Source organism: Chitinophaga polysaccharea (assembly GCF_007829335.1).
Classification (GTDB): Bacteria; Bacteroidota; Bacteroidia; order Chitinophagales; family Chitinophagaceae; genus Chitinophaga; species Chitinophaga polysaccharea_B.
The window spans coordinates 121,935-141,772 of the sequence record NZ_VIWO01000012.1 but is presented as its reverse complement, the minus strand read 5'-3'; the positions used below and the strand labels follow the sequence as shown (position 1 = coordinate 141,772).

The window sequence follows — 19,838 nt, the reverse complement described above, 5'->3', positions numbered from 1 at the left end:
TCCGGAAATTACCTGGTCCGAATTTTAGCGCTTATCTTCATTGTATAATATGACGTACTATGCAACTCATGCATCAATTCCTCTTGAAACAGGTAGCTATCTCCGACGAAGACTGGCTGCTTTTCTCTTCCCGTTTTGAGCAGAAAATTTACCCTGCGAAAACCTTTTACCTGAAAGCCGGAGAAACGGAAAACTACCTGACATTTGTTGATCAGGGATTGCTGCGTTTTTATATAGAAGATAAGGAAGGCAACGATACTACTATCGGCTTTTCATTTGAAGGCTGGTTTATGACCGTCTTCAGCTCTTTTTATACCCGTAAACCTTCCCTCTATTATGGTGAAACACTGGCCGAAACGACCCTGTGGCGCATCCATTATGACGATTTGCAGGAGATGTACAGCCGGTTGAAGATCGTGGAAAGAATAGGGCGGCTGGCCACAGAACAGCTACTTTTACTGAAATCGGAAAGGGAGCTTTCCTTTCTCTTAAAATCTGCCGAAGAGCGTTATCTCGACCTCTTTCATAAAGCCCCTCACTTATTGCAGCAGGTGCCCCAGAAATACCTGGCATCCTACATCGGTATTACACCCCAGGCACTGAGCAGGATCCGGAAACGCATTTCTTAACCCAGGTTCATTTTTCGGGAGCAGGTTGTCCGCTAATTTTGCAGGAACAACAGGGGAGATGAGCTATTCACATAAATTTAAGTTGATAAGCGGCCAGGGAATTTATACATCTCTGGAAAATATTAAAGGAGCCAGGTATGATAACAAAGCAAAGTATTATGAACGCCTGGTAGGCACCGAAATGTTCAACCGGACTATTTGGGATTGCAGTAGAGGAGAGTTACAAAGATTCGCCGCAGAGGCTATCCTGCATTCGCGTGGAACAGTGCTGGACATCGGTTGTGGCGGCCTGGCGCAAACAGCGCTATTATATAGCACTACCCCCAATCATTGTACGCTTTTCGACAGATCACTAGAAATGTTGAAGATAGCTCAGTCCCGGCTATTGGGAGAAAAGGGTATCCTGCCCACTCACATCAGTTTATTACAGGGCAATGCCTTTGATCTGCCCTTTGCCGACAATACTTTCGATACCATTTGCAGCTTTGGAACTATTCACCTTTTTGACAATAAGCAGGATTTTGTTAATGAAATCCTGCGGGTGTTGAAAAAGGGGGGAAGGTTCTATTGTTACACCATGACAGGCGAGAAGATCATCGGTCGTGTTTTTATGTTGCTGTTCCGTACTATCGGTGAATTCGGCGAAATTTGGTCTGAACGGCAAACCCTGGCGCTATTTGACAGTGAGCAGTTACAGGTGCAAAGTTATCGGGTAGGAAGTGTGTTGTTTATTTATGGACAGAAAATATATTAATCTATGATAGCTCAATATCTCTGGGAGACAGGGTCGGCCATTATCGGACTGATGGGCCTTTCTCACCTCCGTGCTACGCTGTGGACCAATAAATTGTTTCCCCGCAATGAAAAACTGATAGAAGAAATGAAAGATGCTTCGCTACTGATTTCAGAAAAACTGATGATGTGGAAATCATGGATAGGATTCAATGCCACACATAGTAGCGGTATTGCTTTTATCGGAATCGTGAACTTTTACCTGGCGCTGAACTGTTTTACTTTTTTGAGGTCCAATCAATTTTTGCTGTTATTAACAATACTTACGGTAGGGTTTTATGTGTGGGTGGCATGGAGGTACTGGCTTAGGGTTGTATTGGTAATGCTGAGTGTGGCATGGGGGGCTTTTATAACTGCTTATATACAGATGTTTATATAGCGGGTAATGATCCCGTCCTGCAATAGTAAAACCATTCCAGGACGGGATATATTTATCTCAGCATCAATCGTCATCATCATCTTGCTTAGCATCTACTTTCAGGCCGAGGGCTTTTAAACCTTTTTGATGCGCACCGAAGTATTGTTTCGGAAACGGCTTATCGCCATGTATCGTTGACCATACGTATTCACTAAACAGCAGGGCATCTCTGTCAATGAGATCCGGTTTGGAGAAATCCATTTTCTGCGTCATGGGCGCCAACCTGGCGGTGGTTTTGCTTTTAATTTTATCCTTGCCGGGATTCATTTCATTGATCGCAATAGTAGGCGTCAGGCTGTTATACGCGGTATAGTCGGGTGTTTCCTGGAAGCAGGCGGTCATTAACGGAGCGGCTGCTACCAACTGGTTCATAGGCTGTACCCCGAATATCTGGCAGATGGTGTGCAGTACAGATGATTGATTGTAAAAATTGCTGATGGTGGCATCATGCTTTACAAAAGGACTGGCAATCAAACAGAATGAACGATGCCCATCCACGTGGTCCGTTCCACTTTGAGGATCATCTTCATTGATGAAGATAGCCATATCCTTCCAGAATGAGCTTTTGGAAAGCGCTTCTACCACCCGGCCGGTAGCCCAGTCGTTATCTGTTACATAAGCGCGGGGAGTAGGATTTTCCTCACTGTACCCGCTGGTATGATCGTTAGGTAAATAGATGATCAGGAATTCGGGCAGGCTGCCTGCTGCTTCGTATTCCTTCAGCGCATTGATAAATGCATCGGCCCTGACCTGGTCGGTAATATTCATGTTCCATCCGGGATAACGCAGGTCGCTGTACTTCTCCAGGCTTTTCATGGCGTAGGAACACTTATACTGGGCGGAATCGTTTTTATTTTTCCAGGCATTATACACATCGGTCCAGGTTTTTCCCCTGGTTATTTCAGCGAGGTCTGTTTCTCCAAAGTTCCGGAATGAAATGCCTTTGCGCAAAAGGTGATTCCAGATAAAACCGCAGCCGGCGTAGGAGAGGGGATCTGTTCCAAAATCATAGGCGCAATGCCCATTGGAGAAATCTTTTTCATGGTAAGGCGTAGTAATCCCCTGGATAGCCCATTGGTGGCCATCGCTGGAGTTAACGCCATTACAGTAGTAATTGTCCAGCAGTGCAAATTGCTTTGCCAGTGCGTGGGTATTGGGCGTTGTTTCGTTCCCAAATTCAACAAGCTTAGGGTCACAATTCCCCTTGCCGATGTCTCCCAGTACCTGGTCAAATTTTTTATTCTCTTTAATGATATATACTACATGCTTGATGGACGACGGTTCACCCGGGTTATCAGGAATAGGCTTAGGCATTGCATTTGAATTGGCGGCAGCCTGTGCTCTTAATAAATCTATAAAGTGAAATCCTTTTTTGGCCTCCGCGGTGTAGGCTTCAACTTCAGCCTTACTGCCGGGGAGTTCAACTTTCTGCACCTGCCCTTTCAGTGCCGTCACGTTACCAATAAATAGATTATTGCCTGCAGTGCAGATAGTACCAGGGAAGCCGCCGGCAGCAATAAAGCCGTAAGGAGCTTTTTGCGGGTGATGCGGATCAATAAGCGCAATGGAGTTGTTACCGGCATTGGAAGCCAATAATGTTTTTCCGTCGGCACTGAATGCCAGCGCCGTTGTCAGGCTACCATAGGGAAGAGATGGATCAGGCTTGGTGCTCATGGTATTGATGACTTTCAGGCTCTTTACATCTATCACGCTAATGCCATCGCCACTATCATCTGTTACATACAATGATTTGCCGTCGGGCGATAATACCATGGACTCGGGGTGAATACGGGTGGCGATATCGGCTATCTTTTTCCTCGATTGAATATCAATAACGATAACAGAGCCGCGCAGCGCTACCGACCGGTCATCTACCGCCACATCTGTTCCGGCCGATTTTTCTGTTTTGTCGCCTTTTTTAGCATGTGGTCCTCCGAAATTACTGACGAAAGCCAGTTTTTTATCTTTACTGATAACAACGGCATAAGGACAAACCCCCACGGGGATCCTGCCTAGTAGCTTGCCTTTGGAAAGATCTACCACAGCAATTTCGTTGGTGATGGCCAGGGCTACAAACGCCATGTTATTGGGACATAACCCAATGCCCAAAGGATTGGTACTTTTATTATTAACAGACAGGTCGATGGTGTTTGTCAGCGTAAACGTTCCCGAAGGACTCACATTTCCTACATATAGATTTTTTTGCAGCCCGGTAAAATAGACAGTAGCGTCATTTTCACTTACTGCCAGGCCATTCATGGAGCCTGATTCCTTATTGGGGTAGTCGTAATATTTAAGTATGTTATATTCCCTGGTATCAATAAAGGCCAGGCGCCTATTGGTTTTTGCAATGAGCACATTTTGGTGGTGAGCGCATTCCAGGTTTAATACCCGGGTACCCTCTGCCAGATTAAGTCCTTGCCCTGCTGGCGTTAATATTTGCCCGTTTGGCAATAGCTTGTCACCTGCCAGAGACTGGTGCCACGAGGTATCTACCGGCTTCCTGATATCCTTATGCTTCTCCGGAGGATCTGATACCTGCGCTTGCAAGCTTTGCGCAGCCAGTAAAAGGCAAACTGCAGCAGTTTTTAGAAAAAAATGTGGTCCTGTATTCATATTTCGATAGTTATAAACCCAGTGTAAGATATACTAAACACCGATTAATATATACTAAAAGTACGCTGGGCGGTTTAATCTGTAGATAAACATATCGTTAATTAACGTTGCCTGCTTTATGGCGTTAACTACCACCTCATATCAACATTTTTTTTTGGCAATTTCCCCAAATTAACCTTGCTTTGTTTACCGTTCCAACCAATGGGAAATATTTTCAAAAATATTATTAACAGGCCATCCTAGTAGGAGGTCCTCCCATTAGCAGATACTCCTTTCTGCTACTTACCACTCATTTTATTATTCAATATATCGCACCCATGATACACCAACATGGAGGTAATCACTGACCATTTAAAATTATTTTTTACGTGATGCTTTTTGAAAATCAGCGGGCTTTTGCGCAAAGCCTGGATCAGCAAGACCCATTACATGCGTTCAGGCATGAATTCCTGTTCCCGCAGCAAAATGGAATACCCTTCATTTATTTATGTGGTAATTCGCTGGGATTACAACCTAAAACGGCGCGGAGTTATGTAGATCAACAGCTCAACAACTGGGAAAACATGGCCGTAGAAGGATGGTTTGAAGGAGATACTCCCTGGATGTATTATCATAAAGAGCTGAAACGGTTAATGGGTACTATCGTAGGCGCCAGTGCCGCAGAGGTATGCCCTATGAATACGTTAACGGTTAACCTGCACCTGCTGATGGTGAGCTTTTACCGGCCTACAGCCGGGCGATTCAAAATCATCATGGAAGCCGGCGCCTTTCCCTCTGACCAATATGCCATAGAAAGCCAGGTAAGGTTTCATGGGTACGATCCGAAGGACGCGATTATAGAAGTGGCGCCCAGAGCGGGGGAAAACACGTTGAGCACCGCAGATATCCTGGCTGCTATTGCCGATAACGGCGAACAGATTGCATTGGTACTCTTCGGTGGCATCAATTACTTTACCGGTCAATGGTTCGATATGCCAGCCATTACCCAGGCGGGACACGCTGCAGGCGCAGTGGTAGGCTTCGACCTGGCACATGCTGCTGGCAATGTACCTGTAAAACTGCACGACTGGGATATTGACTTCGCCTGCTGGTGTTCCTACAAATATCAGAATGCAGGCCCTGGTGGTATCAGCGGGATATTTGTGCACGAAAAACATTTCTCCGATACATCCCTGCATCGCTTTGCCGGCTGGTGGGGCTATAATGAGCAACAACGGTTTAAGATGGAGAAAGGATTTATCCCGGAAGCTGGCGCGGATGGCTGGCAGGTGAGCTGCACCCAGGTGATCCCAATGGCTTTGTATCATGCCTCCCTGAAAATTTTTGAGAAAGCCGGCTTCATTGAGCCGCTAAGGAAAAAGAGTGAACAGCTCACCGCCTACCTGTGCTATATCATCGGCGAAGTAAATAAACAGCTGGGGTTTGAACAGTATAAGATCATAACACCTGCTACCGCTGAAGACAGAGGAGCCCAGGTATCTATTGTGGCTAAGCACAACGCCAAAGAAATATTTAATGCTTTAATGGCCCATCATGTTTTGGGCGACTGGCGCGAGCCCAATGTAATCAGGCTCAGCCCTGTACCACTGTACAATAGCTTTGAAGACGTATTCCTGGCAGGAGAGCGCTTAATGACCATCAGCAAAACAATCATCACGCACCGAAACTAAGCACACGATGGAAATAACACCAGAAATTAAAGATAGACTATTGAGGTTACAGGAGAAATATGCCGCCATGGGGCAGGATCTCAACGCTTATCTCGACGGATTGCTCTACGCCGACTACCTTACCTATTGGGATTATATCCACCTTGATACTTTGTTGAGCCTGCAACATCCAAAGACGTCCTATCCCGATGAGGAAATCTTTATCATGTATCACCAGATCACAGAGCTGTATTTTAAACTCACCTTGCATGAGTGCAAACAAATAGCCGGCAATACTTCATTGACAGCCGATATTTTTGCCACAAAGCTGAAGCGGATCAATGCTTACTTCACCGCCCTGGTATCTTCTTTTGATATCATGGTAGATGGTATGGACAAAGAACAGTTCCTGAAATTCAGGATGTCGCTCCTTCCCGCCAGTGGCTTCCAGTCCGGGCAATACCGTATGATAGAAATTTATGCTACGGATTTCACACAGCTGGTAAGCCTGGCCAAACGGGAAGAGTTGAAACACGCTACCATCAAAGAAAAGTTTGAACATATTTATTGGAAGTCCGGCGCCTCTGAATTATCTACCGGCAAGCAAACCCTCACGCTGCAACAGTTTATCGCCAAATATGCAGCACAGTTCCTGCAACTCGCGGAAGACAATGTGCATACCAACTTCTCTTCCTTGTACCAGGCGCTGCGCCAACGCGGTGAAAACATGGAAGCCGTAGAAGAAGAGCTCCGGAAGCTGGATCTATTTGTGAATGTAGAATGGCCATTGTCACACTATAAATCTGCCGTTCGTTACCTGGAACGCGATCCGGTAGACATTGCTGCTACTGGTGGCACCAACTGGCAGAAATACCTTCCTCCCAGATTCCAGAAAAGGATATTCTTTCCTTACCTGTGGACAGAAGAGCAGGTTGATCAATGGGGTAGGTCGTGGGTGATGAATGTGCTGAAATCATATCGAGTATAGCTGTTTCGGGTAGGAGTGAAGCTGCTCCTGCCCGATGTTATTCCAGGGCTATAGTTTCAGGGCTGTCGTCGTTTACCGGTACCGGCAATAGCCAGAGTATAATCGCTACCATGATCAAACAGGCTATATCTGCAGCCATCCCGCTTTTAAAAGCAATGAGGTAATCAGGATGGGGCTGAATATCAATCATATGATAGAACACGCCCCCAATAATACTGATGCCGAGTGCGGAAGCTGTTTGCTGGAACGTAGAGAACACGCCGGAGGCAGTGCCTGCAAATTTTACAGGGATGCTTCTTAGTACAATTGTCAGGAGAGATGGCAATACCATTCCATTGCCAAGCCCATACACCCCAATAAGTGCAATGGGCCACCAACGCTGCATTTGAGGGTGATAGATTTTTACCTGTAATAAAAAAGAGAAAAGTATAATCATTATTCCCGCCAGCAAAACCCGCTTGCCATACCGGGGAATCAGTTTCCCTGCCAGCATTGAAGTAATCATAAATAAAACGGCATGAAGAAGGAAGTACATTCCGCATTCCAATGCGCTAAGGTGAAGGCCATCCTGTAAATAAACGGCGATCATCAACAGATAGGCGGTATGCATCATGAAGTGGAACAACACTGCCAACAAACCGAGATTAAATTCCTTCATGGTGAAAAGAGAAATGTCGAGCAACGGGATTTTGAGATGCTGTTTCTTCTTTTTTTGATCTATCCACAGGTAAGTGAATGTGAACAATGATAACAGCATCAACCAGATGCTCCATGCTGGCCAGCCAAGCTCCCTGCCTTTAGTCAATGGATAAATTAAACAGATGAGGCCCGTGGTTAGTATTCCTGCTCCGGTGTAATCAAAGGTACCCGTGGTTACCCTATTGGTTTCCGGGAGGAACCGCGCAATGGCCCAGGTAGCAGCTATGCCTACTGGCAGGTTAATAAAAAAGATGAGCCGCCAACCTGCTACTATCAGGTGAGTATCTACCAGCCAGCCACCCAGGATCTGACCAATAATGGCGGCGATACTGAGCGTAGCCCCATACCAGCCAATTGCTTTAGCCCTTTCTTTAGAATCTGTAAATAATACCTGGATATAGGCAATAGATTGTGGCACCATCAGGGCCGAACTTACCCCTTGAAAGAAGCGCATACTATTCAGCTGCATCGCAGTTTGTGATAATCCACAGCAACAGGAGGTGAGCGTAAATAGTATCATGCCCCATAAGAACACCTTCTTTTTACCCAGGTAATCGCCGGCCCGTCCGCCTATGATTAGCAGGGAGGCGCTCCCCAGCAGGTAGCCGGCTATTACTAACTGCATTTCTCCGTTGGTGGCATGTACTCCTTGCTGGATGCCAGGTATGGCCATATTGATAATAAAGATGTCAATAACGTACAGTAAAGGCGCTGTCAGCACAATGGTCAGCGCAAACCATTTGTTAGATGTCGGGTTATTTTTCATAATCTTAAGCAGGCGTATTCGGCTTTATCCGTTGAGGATAAAAGTATTTAGGGGAATAATAGTTGAATGATAAGGGAGAGATGATAAAGGCTACCTGTTTGCTTTTTCCAGGTCCAGCAGCCACTGCTTTCTGTATAAACCGCCACCATAGCCTGTAAGCTGGCCATTTTCACCGATAACACGATGACAGGGAACCAGGATAGATACCCGGTTCATACCGTTGGCATTGGCTACAGCACGAACGGCTTCCGGCTTGCGGATAAGCAGTGACTGTTGTTTATAAGACGCTGTTGTTCCATAAGGAATGGATTGAAGGGCCTGCCATACCAGTTGCTGAAATGCTGTCCCCGGTGTGAAAAGCGGTATGGAAAACTGTTGCCTGTTTCCTTGGAAGTACTCTCCCAGCTCCGTTTTTAACGACTCGAAGTGAGGATGAGGGGCCTGTATAATATCGGCATTTAATCGCCTGGCCAGGTCTTTCAATGCTGTTTCCAACATTTTGCGGTCACTGAATTCCAGCAGGCAGATACCTTCTTCCGTAGCGCAGGCAATCATGGTGCCCAGCGGCGTTTCCAGGCGGTGGAGGTTAATTAGTCGCTTATCCCTGCGATGCGATGGCGACATGCCAAAAATGGATTTGAACGAATCATTGAAGCCACTCAATGATTCATAACCGGCTTCAAATGCTACAGCGGTAATCGTATCCCCTTCCTGCAGCTTTTTGAAGGCGGCGTTGATACGGCTCATCCGCTGAAAAGCATGAAAGGTAAGGCCATGATTTTTCAGGAACCAGCGCCGGATAGTATGTGGTTCCAATCCCCTTGCTACCAGGTCTTCATCTTTCAGTTTTGTAGAGGGATCTTTTTCCAGCTCTTGCAGTAGTTGTTTTATATCGCCGGGTGTTTCACCGATCAGCTCCAGCGGCCGGCATATCTTGCAAGGCCTGTATCCTTTGCTGATGGCTTCACTTGCGGTCTTGAAAAATTCGACGTTTTCGGCTTTTGGCTTCCTGGCGGTGCAGGTAGGCCTGCAGAAAATACCGGTAGTTTTTACGCCGGTGATAAACGTTCCCTCAAAAGAAGCATCCTTGGCGACGATGGCATTATACATCGTTTGATGTGTAAGCATAATCTTTTTTTTACAAAAATAAAGCACCACGGCAGGGCCGGACAACCGGAAAATTGACAACTATTTTTTTAGAGAGGCTATCGGGTAGATTTCTCCCGGAAATGATGAGGCGTTTCCCCCGTCATTCTACGGAAAAAAGCATTAAAGTTGGAGGCATGATCAAATCCCAGGCAATACCCAATCTGTGCCACATCCCAGCGGGTGTTTTGCAGCATCGCCCGGGCTTCTTTGGCCATATGTTGTGCAATCAGTTCAGTGGTGGTGTGACCGGTAACTGCCTTTACAGACTTGTTTAGGTAGTTGACATGCAGGGAGAGCTGTGCAGCAAATTCACCGGCCGTTTTAAGCCCTACCTGTTGACGGGCGTCAATTAATGGAAATTGACGTGCCAGCAGTTCCAGGAATAACTCCGTGATCCGTGCTGCTGAAGTAGTCCTCGTATATTCCGAATCAGGAGGCATGATCTTATGCGCTTCGTGTATCAGCAGTTGCAGGTGACTGCGCCATACATCATGTTTATGGGCGTAGTCGCCTGTTGCTTCTTGCAGCATCAGGTCAAAGATGCGGATGATTCTTTCCTGGGCGGTAGTGTCGGGAAACAAGATATGATCGCCCTGCACCTTAAAGAAGGATGCGGCCGCGGGAATCTCCCGTTTTAACCGGTTATGGAGGAATGCTTCGGTAAACAGGCAGTAATAATAGCGCTGTTTTTCAGTAATACGTTGCCAGGCATATGGTATCAACGGGTTGCTAAATATCAGCGTACCACTTTTTACCTGGATACTCCTGTCGGCATAGGTAATAATAGCTTCGCCTTCCAGCAGGAGCGCTATTTTATAATAATCCCTCCGCATCAATGAAGAACGGCGGGGTGGGTGATCGCCCTCCACCAGCTGCACCTGGAATATTTCAGTGGGGCTGTGGGGAACGCCATGCCTTGTGAAAAACTGCGTTATATGCTCGTGGGAGTTCATTGTGCTAAGGTATGAAAATAAAAAAGGCGTCAGGGCCATGATATGCCGGTAGCCGCTTCACTGAACTGCCATAATTCCCCCGCTGTGCGGGGATCAAGCGCAAAACCGCGAACGCCGCGTCCGGGTGGTGCATCGTTGGGAACAATGGGGGCAATGTTGCAGTCTTCACAGTAAACGCCGCCTATATCATTCAGCTGATCGCTTAGCGCGCACCAAACCGTGGTAGCAGCCCCTTGTTCCTGGCTTTTGAAGTGGGCTATTTGCAGGTCCCAGATCTGCCGCTCGTCATCCGTCATATAGCGGAAGATATCCGTGTGTACTGCGCCCGGATGCACTGCAAATGCCCTGATGCCGTGCGGTGAACCTATCCTGTCCAATTCCACAGTAAAGAGTACATTGGCGGTTTTCGACAACCCATATGCTTTGGCGCTGTCATAGGGATGATGCTTAGATTGAAGGTCATCGAGTTCGAGCTCACTGCGCCGGTGCCCAACAGAAGAGAGCACAACCACCCTGGCGCCGCCGGCATTTCTTAGAGCCGGCCATAGTCGTCCGGTGAGCTGAAAATGTCCGAGATGGTTAACGCCAAACTGCAACTCATAGCCGCGCTGATCTTTCTGCAGCTGCGGTGGACGAAAGATCCCCGCATTATTGATAAGTAAGTGCAGATCAGGGTAGGCGGCGAGAAACTGTTCCGCAAACGTATCAACCGACAGCGGATCAGCCAGGTCTAACGGCATAAAAGATACATTTGGAAGCGCCGAAAGCCGGTCATTGGCCTTGTGGGCATCCCTCCCCGTCGCGACTACTCTGGCGCCGGCGCTGGCAAGAGCTTTTACAGTCTCATATCCGATCCCGGAATTGCCCCCGGTCACCAAAATGGTTTTTCCTTTGAGATCATGCCCGGCGGCTATTTCAGCGGCTGTGCTGTTGGCATTAAAATGGGAGTGAATGGGTTGTTGGATGCTGGTCATATAAAAGAATACTTGATCGCACAAAATTAAGCCGGCAGATTTTTTGAAAGTTATGCGAATCAAATCAATCATTATGCGGATCAGGAGTGTTGGGGGCATACATTTCCTGGATAATGCCTATCTAAAAAAAAGCAGCCAGACTTTAAGCCTGGCTGCCAGTTCCAAATACAAATAAACAATTAACCCTATTCTAACGCACCATTGTAATCAGTTTCTTTTAATGGCACCTTCCAGGTCCATTTATTATTACTTTGCGGCGTGATGGTAACTGCCAGCGCAGTGAGGAAGTTACCGCCGGCAGCGTAGTTGTGCCGTACAATAGTATCGCCCCAACGCTTCATGTCAAACCAGTCGAATCCTTCTCCCCACAATTCTATAGCGCGGTAGGTTTTAATTTCGGCCAGCAGATCGGTGCCGGTTTTTGTACAGGTGTAGTTGGCATCCCGGCCAGAGCCCTGGGTCAGATTGGTAAGCACCTGCTGAATTTCAGCGGCAGGTTTGTTTTGGAAGTATTTAGCCTCTGCTTCGATCAGGTACATTTCGGAGGAACGGAAGTGGTTTAAATTGCCCACGCCTGGCTGATCATTGGCTTTGATCTTAAACTGCATATAGGCGAACACGTTTGATGTGGGATAGATGTCAGGGTACAGCTTAAAGGCCCTGGCCTTCAATGCTGCGCCAGCCGCGCCCGTAGCGGTAGTGTAAGGATCTGTTTTTGGATCCAGGAACAAGTCTTTGCGAATATCGGTATCCGGAATTTTATTGTACAATTCCCGGCTGATGCATTTAGGCGTAGATCTTACAGCCGACGCGCTGGCGTTGTAAGCAATGTAGGCCTGGTAGGAGTAAAAGTACAGCGTTTCATCGGAGGCACCGTAACTGCTCCAGATCCATTCCTTGTTGGGATTGGAGAATCCTGCTTTATAATCTGCCACCGACATCAGCGGATACCCTGTTCTGGCTTTAACGGCATAGCTTTCAGCGGTTGCATAGTCCTGGCGGTTGAGGGCTGCCCGGGCATATATGGCATAAGCCACATTGACGTTTACTTCAAAGTTCTGTGCCCGGGATTTGCCGGAAGAAGTATACAGCGCGATGGCGTTGTCCAGGTCTTTGTAAATAAAAGCATAGCTTTCTGATAAAGTGGATCTTTTAAGATCACCATCAGACATATCGGCTCTGAGCACCAGTCCCGGAGCGCTGCCATTGTCGGAGTCTGCCCACCGGTTGCCGTATAACTGTGCCAGCATCATATAGCTGTAGGCTCGGTATGTTAAGGCCTGTGCCTTAATGAAGCTTTTATCTGCATCTGTTCCGGACGCGGCGTCAATGAAGGTAATGATAGCGTTGGCATTGGCTATGATCTTGTAGTAATAATACCAGGGATAATAGTCATAAATACTGCTCACATTTTCATTTAGTGTACCATTGATGAGGGTGGCCCATCCTGAAAGGTTTACAAAGAAGTGATTGCCCGGATAGTTACCATAATACATTTTAATGGTGCCTTCCCCGTTAAATCCCTGGGAAGACAGGTACTGTGTGGTCATCATCTTAGCCAATCCATTTACCGCCAGTTTTGCATTGGTGGTAGATTCAAAGGTAACGGCCGGATTGGTAGAACTGGTGGGCGTCGTGTTGAGATAATCTTTTTTGCAGGAGCCGGCGCATAATGCCAATGCCAACAAACCTGCCTGATATATTTTATTCATTCTTTTCAATTTAATTATAAGCCAATGTTGATACCAAAGGATAACACACGTGGTGTTACAAAAGCATTGAGACTTCTGCCATTGAAAGATTGCTGGGGGTTCATACCCTGCAATTTCGTGAAGGTGGCCAGGTTCTCAATGCTGGCTGTTAAACGGGCAGACTTGATATCTACTTTCCGCAGTAATGATCCTGGCATCTGGTAAGCTAATGCAATGTTTTTGATAACCAGGTAAGAGCCATCTTGCAGGAACCGGGTAGACATGCTGTTGCTGAAGGTACTCTTGGAGAAATCCATTACCGGCACTCCTTTGGGATTGATCCGGTCTGCGGAGGTGGCGGTCATGCCTTCCGGCGCTCCATCCCATGATTTCAGTACATCTTTGTGCATCTGACCTACGCTGCCCGACATCGTCATCAGGCTCAGGTAAGAGTCGTCGTATACTTTGCCGCCCAGTGAATAAGTGAAGATACCAGACAGGGTAAAATCTTTGTAGGTAATACCTGTGGAGAAGCTGCCAAATACTTTCGGAATCGCGCTACCTGACCAGTCGCGCTTAGCGTAGGTGGTATAGGTAGTATAGTTGGTGCCGTTGATATTTACCAGGTATTTATAATGGGCGCCATTGGTATCTTTAGGATCGAAGTTCGCATCATCGGCCAGATACAGGGCGCTACCGGTCATTTGGTCTACCCCGGCATACTGGTAAGTCCAGAAATCATAAATGCTGTGACCTTCCATGTATTTGTAGTTGCCGCTTACGATACCTTTTTCCCTGTTTTGTTCCGGCAGGGTAACGATTTTGTTGGTCAGCCAGGTGGCATTTACACCTACGTTCCATTTAAAGTCTCTCTTCCTCAGTACGTCTACATCCAGCGATAGTTCAACGCCCTTATTGGAAACAGTGCCCAGGTTTTTGCTGATGATAGCTTCTGCATTGCTGTTGGAGGTAGCGCCGGCAGATAACGGGAGGTTGAAGTCAAATAAGAGGTTCTGGGAACGTTTGTCGAAGTATTCAACAGTTAAATTAGCACGGTTGAATAAGCGGGTTTCCAACGCTGCGGAGATAGAGGAGGAGGTTTCCCATCTCAGATCCCTGGCTTCGTTTTGTGTTTTATATAACGCAATGCGATTGCTGTTCTGATCGAGCGTATAGAGTGTCATGTAGGCGTAGGTGCTGGCACTCAGGTCGTTTCCGATCTGACCGTAAGAGGCGCGAAGCTTGGCATAGTCCGCGTACCTGGAGAGGGGCGCGAAGAATGCTTCCCTGGATATCAGCCAGCTGCCGCCCAGCGACCAGAAATTACCCCAGCGGTTGTCTTTGTAGAATTTGGAAGAACCATCTCTTCTGAAGGAACCATCCAGGAAATATTTTTCGTCATAGCTATAACGTGCACGGGCAAAATAGCCTTCTGACCGGTAGTCTACCTGGTAGTCAGTTAAATTGGTGATCTTGGTGAAGTTCACCAGCTCTGTGGCATTGGCAAATGCTTCCGTTGTTTTATAACCGTAGAGGTAATTGTAATTGTCGTAGTAATTTTCGTGTCCTGCCAGTGCTTCTATGCTATGAATGCCATAGGACTTGTTCCAGTTAAGGATTTCCTGGCCGGTATAGTTTTTATAGCGATAGTTGGTACGGGAGGCACGGCCTTCGTTGCCGGCGCCGTCACCGATAACAGCATTGTTATATACATGTTCGTCGCTGTTGCGCACATTCAGGTCGCCTTTTACGCTGAACGTAAAGTCTTTCAGGAATTTGAAGTCGAGGAATACCTGTCCGTTTACCGTATTCCGGTATATCATGTCGCGGTTTAATTCATTTTCCCAGATGGTGTGTCTGCCTATATACTGGTTGCGGGAAGTGCTGCCATCATCGTATTGCAGTTGGCCGTTACGATCCAGTTTGAAATCGCCGGTGGTGGCATCATGCAGATGTACCGGGTAGATAGGGGCAATGCTCCTGGCATACATAAATGGATTCACGAAAGAAGCCGCGCTGGAAGAAGTTGCGGAAACGTTGCTGGTGATCTGGTGGGTACCGGAAAGGTTAAATCCGTATTTGAACCAGTCTCTCGCCTGTATGTCGGCGTTAATTCTTCCGGTAAATCTTTTATAGCTGGTGTTGGTGATATACCCGTTTTCATCCAGGTAACCAACGGAATAATAAAGACTATTCTTTTTATTATTGGCGCTACCATTCAGGGCATAGTCCTGGCGATAGCCGGTTTTCTCAATGTCGCGGAACCAGTTAAGGTCGCCGGCATATCCGGGTAAGATTTTGGCGTCGGCTACCATTTTACCGTTGGCGTCAAATAGCTGGTTAGCTGGTTTGTCGTAGATGTTGAGGTACAGGTAGTCGGAAATGAGGCTGCTGGTAGCTTTGGCGCCGGCAGCTTCTTTGGTAGGATATGTAGTGGGATTGGTAGATAACAGGTTGTTACGGTATCCTTTCCACATTGTTTCCATAAATTCATTGGCGTTCAGTACTTCATATTCTTTGATACCACGGGTATATACGCCCTGGTTCATGATGAAGTTCACACTGCTGTTACCTTTGGCGGCTCTTTTGGTGGTCATGATGATCACCCCGTTGGATGCTTTGTTACCATACAATGCGCCGGCGGCGGCATCTTTCAGCACAGATACAGATTCAATATCTGCGGGATTGATATCGGTAACATTGCCCGCAAAGGGTACGCCGTCGATAACATACAGCGGCGAGTTATCACCATTCACAGAGGTAAAGCCGCGGATACGTACGCTTGGCGTGGCACCCGGAGTACCCGTGGTATTGTTTACCTGGATACCGGCAGCTCCTTCCAGTACGCTGATGGCGTTTGATACGGGACGTTTCTCGATATCTTTTGTTTTGATAGCCGCTACCGATCCGGTGAGGGCTTCTTTCTTAGACAGGCCGTAGGCAACTACAATTACTTCGCTCAGATCATCGGGCCGTGTGTTCAACGATACGTTGATGACACTGCCATTGCCTACTGTTGCGGTTTTGGAGTTGAATCCGACAGCGCGGAATATTAATACTTTTCCCGGCGGTACCTGGATTGTATAATTACCCTGCGCATCTGTTTGTGTACCGGAAGAAGTGCCCTGGATGATGACAGAAATACCCGGTATGCCGCTTCCATCAACGGTGTTGGTTACTTTGCCGCTGATTTTTTTTTCCTGCGCAACAAGCAGTGTTGGCAGGAGGCTCAGAAAGAAAAAAATAAGTGATCTTTTTCCCATGAAGTTCAGATTTAGATTTTAGAGATAAAAAGATAATTGTCGCCATATGCAGGCAATAGTTAGCCGTGAGGACCGTAGCCCTCTGCATGTCATGTTGATAGTGATCTTATTTACCGGGCATGGCAAGCCCCTTAACTATATGCAGTGTTTTTTCGTGTATAGTTTTGGTAAGGAATCCATACTTTAATGGTCATAGAAATTCCATCACCATAAAAGAAGTGGTTCTTTATGGCGTTGAGTACAAACTTCCGTATTTGACCAGGAGGCATACAATTCCCTGTCTGTAAGGATTTACGCGCTTACAGCAGCTATGCCGGATGCCGGATTGAAAATTTCAGTACATAAAAAACTTCCTGCCATAGGCTGCATACCTATATGGCCACCAGTTTGAATACAGATTTTAAGTGTTCATACATAGCAAAATACCCGGCGAAAAAGTTGTTGCTTTTACCGCCTTTAATTCAGATTTTGATCTTTAAATTTCCATCTTAAAACACAAAAATATACCAGTATAAAGCGAAGGGCTTTATAGTTAACAGTCTCTATTTTTGTTTGATACATAAATGATGCACAGGCCTATCAGGTATAGGTTTGGGCTATCAGTTCAGATGTTTGTTGTTAAGTAAAATCTATCGTTTTTTAATTCTACATTTTGGTTTTAGTTCGTTGCAACGTTGTTTCTCATTATAGCAAAAAAAGTATGCAGATAAAATAAATATTGATCGCTCGCTCGGTTTTCTTTTTTCAACGTTGCACAGATATTAGTGCGCTGCAACAAAAATAATAAAAAAGTTAAACTTTTCTAGCCTTTAGAAAAAAATGTGTGCTGCGTTTTTTTGAGATGAGCCATGCATCACATGTTGGCGCGCCCTTCTTCTTCATTTTTAGTGTTTTTAGGCGATTTACCTGTTGCTTTACCAAGTTGATAACTGAGGGTAAACACCGCCCGTCTTGTACCAAACCAATGAGAGAGTTGATTGTCGATAATGCTTTTTTCACGGAAGATAAATCGCACCCGATAGGTATCGAAAAGGTCGTAGACGCTGAATTTGGTGTTCAACTTTCCTTTCAACCAGGTGCGCTGTAAACCTATATCAAAATTTGACATAGGCCTGGAAATGTATAAGCTATTTCCACTAACAGATTTGTAATAGTAGTAAATATCCAGGGTGAAGCGATAAGGGAGGGAGAATACCTGGCTGCTGTTGATCGTATAATCCAGTATAGGAATCGCATAAGTTACCTGGTGATATGGGTTAAGTTCTTTTCGATAATGTCCGCCCAGGTTGTAGTTCATACGCCACCATTGATTAACCTTGATGGGAAAGCCGGCTTCGATATCGGCGAAATCGCTGTAAGGTAAGTTCGTACCCAGGTATTCCAGCACATTGGTAACAGGATTGTATTCCGGGTAACGGGCCATGGGTAATAATTCCCTTCCGATATTCGCGGAAATATTAAATGCCCCGTTGCTATAGGAGAGGTTAAACGTGCGCGTGGTAGATGCCAGCAGGTATGGATTGCCAATCCAGTAGTTCAGCGGACTGTTATAAAACCGGAAGGGATTTAATTGAGCAAAGTTGGGTCGCGTCATTTTGCTGATAAAAGAGAGTTGGTATTGTTGCTGTTCATCAACCGTAAAGGTGATGGAAGCACTGGGTAGCCAGGTGAGGTAGTTCCGGGTGGTAATTTGCGAGGAGGTCATACTGTTGGCAACGCTGTGGGTGTACTCCGCCCGCAGGCCGAATGAATAACTGAATTTACGGAACTTTCCCTCATACGATAGGTAGCCGGCGCTGATGTATTCGCGATACAGGAAGTTATTACTTCTGCTGCTGTCCCATTCAAATTGATTGATCGTGTTCATGGTATCATAGCGAATGTTATTCTGCGTAGTGGTATAGGCAAATTTGCCGCCTGCATTGAGCTTTGCACTACCTGCCCGGTGCGTAAAATCTGCCTGAATGCTACGGATAAGAATATCGTTGTACAGGTTTGTTTTCCAATAGTGCTCTAACTGCGAGCTAAGCGCATCATAGGTTTGTATCTCTTCTGCATTGTAGTTTTTTAGCTGGGCCAGGGTAGTCAATACTTGCCAGCTATTATTGCCTGCCTGCCCGGTATAGTAAATGTCTGCCGCGTAGTTGGTACGTTTGGGAGCGGCGTTGTTACTGGTATAGTTGCTAAATACCACCTTTTTCCCGGCGGCATCGGTACTAAGCAGCGTATTAACGGAGTTGAGTCCCTGGTTAGCCTGGTACGCCCGCCCGGTTATTTCCAGTTGCTGATTTTTTCGGAAATGGTAGGCGGCGCCCAGCTGGTAACTGACATCGTTATACCTGGTAACGGTATGGGTATGGGTTGTCAGCACATCTGTACTGGCCAGGTGTTGCAAAGCCTGGTATCGCCGGTGCGTATTTCCATTGATATAGCCTAACCTCGCTGTAAAGGTTATCCTGGATGTGTTGTATTGCAATAGCAGGTTGTTATTGGCCTGTGTATAGGCATTTTGTTGTACACTGCTGCTGATACTACCGTTCCAGCCCCTGTTGATATCTTGTTTGAGTTGAATGTTGATGATGGCTTTATGTTCAGCATCATACCTGGCGGAAGGAGTGGCATCTACTTCAATGGAGGATATCATGTCGGGGGAGAGGCTGGATAGGTAGTGTTGCAGCTCAGCAGCGTTCATAGTAGTGGGTTTTCCATTGATGAAAATGGCTGGGGTTACCCGACTTGATAATTGGATGACCCCTTCTCCATCAACTTCCAGGCCGGGTACTTTCTTTAAGATGGATAATACATTGGCGTCTGCTTTAAAAAGCCGGTTGCCGGATATGTTAAGTACCAGTTTGCCGTTCACCCGTTGCATGGGTGATTGGCTGCCGCTTACCACAATTTCGCCCAGCAGGCTACTGACCGGCATCATGGTAATATTGCCGGTATGCACCGGGGTATTGTTGGCAACTGAAATTTCCCGGTATATTATTTCATGGCCCATGGCCAGGCATCGTAACCAGTACCGGCCGTTGCGGATATGGTTGAAAGTAAAAGTGCCCGTCGAATCTGTTAGCTGTTGGGTAACAATAGTGGAATCGGGATGAGTGAGTAGACTTAGGCTAACATAACCGATAGGTTGATCATGTGTAGTCATTATCTTTCCCGTCACCAATGTTTGGGATTGGGCTGACAAACTTAACAGAATCCCGCAGGTAATCATCAGGGATTTTTTTATGGTATCCGGCATGCGT

General features: G+C 46.5%; 13 protein-coding genes. 5 read left to right on the top strand and 8 right to left on the bottom strand.

Annotated features, from left to right (window positions below; all coding sequences use genetic code 11):
- Positions 1 to 59 precede the first annotated feature (59 nt).
- The 3 genes from FHW36_RS28060 to FHW36_RS28050 are packed head-to-tail and all read left to right on the top strand — an operon-like array spanning position 60 to position 1,800.
- Positions 60 to 629, top strand: a complete 570-nt coding sequence (locus FHW36_RS28060) for a Crp/Fnr family transcriptional regulator (protein WP_145674323.1) — start codon at positions 60 to 62, stop codon at positions 627 to 629.
- A 58-nt stretch (positions 630 to 687) separates the two neighbouring features.
- Positions 688 to 1,383, top strand: coding sequence for a class I SAM-dependent methyltransferase (locus FHW36_RS28055; RefSeq protein WP_145674317.1), 696 nt, complete (start codon positions 688 to 690; stop codon positions 1,381 to 1,383).
- Between the two features lie 3 nt (positions 1,384 to 1,386).
- Positions 1,387 to 1,800 carry an LIC_13387 family protein gene (locus tag FHW36_RS28050; RefSeq protein WP_145674315.1) on the top strand — a complete coding sequence of 138 codons (414 nt, stop codon included), beginning with the start codon at positions 1,387 to 1,389 and terminating at the stop codon, positions 1,798 to 1,800.
- A gap of 63 nt (positions 1,801 to 1,863) precedes the next feature.
- Here FHW36_RS28050 and FHW36_RS28045 read toward each other — a convergent pair whose 3' ends face one another.
- Complete coding sequence (locus FHW36_RS28045) at positions 1,864 to 4,455, bottom strand: bifunctional YncE family protein/alkaline phosphatase family protein (protein ID WP_145674314.1); 2,592 nt, start codon at positions 4,453 to 4,455, stop codon at positions 1,864 to 1,866.
- A 371-nt stretch (positions 4,456 to 4,826) separates the two neighbouring features.
- On the opposite strand from FHW36_RS28045, the gene kynU reads away from it, so the two are divergent.
- Together kynU and FHW36_RS28035 are read left to right on the top strand one after the other, a co-directional pair.
- Positions 4,827 to 6,125: a kynureninase gene (gene kynU, locus FHW36_RS28040; RefSeq protein WP_145674312.1), complete on the top strand. Its 1,299-nt coding sequence runs from the start codon at positions 4,827 to 4,829 to the stop codon at positions 6,123 to 6,125.
- Positions 6,126 to 6,132: 7 nt separating this feature from the next.
- A complete protein-coding gene (locus FHW36_RS28035; RefSeq protein WP_145674310.1) occupies positions 6,133 to 7,092 on the top strand; it encodes a tryptophan 2,3-dioxygenase family protein in 960 nt (319 codons plus the stop codon).
- Positions 7,093 to 7,129: 37 nt separating this feature from the next.
- Here FHW36_RS28035 and FHW36_RS28030 read toward each other — a convergent pair whose 3' ends face one another.
- The 7 genes from FHW36_RS28030 to FHW36_RS28000 form a co-directional block, all read right to left on the bottom strand.
- A complete protein-coding gene (locus tag FHW36_RS28030; protein WP_145674308.1) occupies positions 7,130 to 8,557 on the bottom strand; it encodes an MFS transporter in 1,428 nt (475 codons plus the stop codon).
- Positions 8,558 to 8,647: 90 nt separating this feature from the next.
- Positions 8,648 to 9,685 (bottom strand): bifunctional transcriptional activator/DNA repair enzyme AdaA, encoded by a 1,038-nt coding sequence (locus FHW36_RS28025; RefSeq protein WP_145674306.1) that lies wholly within the window; start codon positions 9,683 to 9,685, stop codon positions 8,648 to 8,650.
- 77 nt (positions 9,686 to 9,762) lie between these two features.
- Complete coding sequence (locus tag FHW36_RS28020; protein WP_186452643.1) at positions 9,763 to 10,659, bottom strand: AraC family transcriptional regulator; 897 nt, start codon at positions 10,657 to 10,659, stop codon at positions 9,763 to 9,765.
- 29 nt (positions 10,660 to 10,688) lie between these two features.
- On the bottom strand, positions 10,689 to 11,633 hold the full coding sequence (locus tag FHW36_RS28015; protein WP_145674303.1) for an SDR family NAD(P)-dependent oxidoreductase: 945 nt from the start codon (positions 11,631 to 11,633) through the stop codon (positions 10,689 to 10,691).
- A 185-nt stretch (positions 11,634 to 11,818) separates the two neighbouring features.
- On the bottom strand, positions 11,819 to 13,345 hold the full coding sequence (locus tag FHW36_RS28010; RefSeq protein WP_145674301.1) for a RagB/SusD family nutrient uptake outer membrane protein: 1,527 nt from the start codon (positions 13,343 to 13,345) through the stop codon (positions 11,819 to 11,821).
- A 14-nt stretch (positions 13,346 to 13,359) separates the two neighbouring features.
- Entirely contained in the window at positions 13,360 to 16,587 is a 3,228-nt protein-coding gene (locus tag FHW36_RS28005) for a SusC/RagA family TonB-linked outer membrane protein (protein WP_145674299.1), read from the bottom strand.
- 853 nt (positions 16,588 to 17,440) lie between these two features.
- Positions 17,441 to 19,741, bottom strand: a complete 2,301-nt coding sequence (locus tag FHW36_RS28000; RefSeq protein WP_186452642.1) for an outer membrane beta-barrel family protein — start codon at positions 19,739 to 19,741, stop codon at positions 17,441 to 17,443.
- Positions 19,742 to 19,838: the final 97 nt, after the last annotated feature.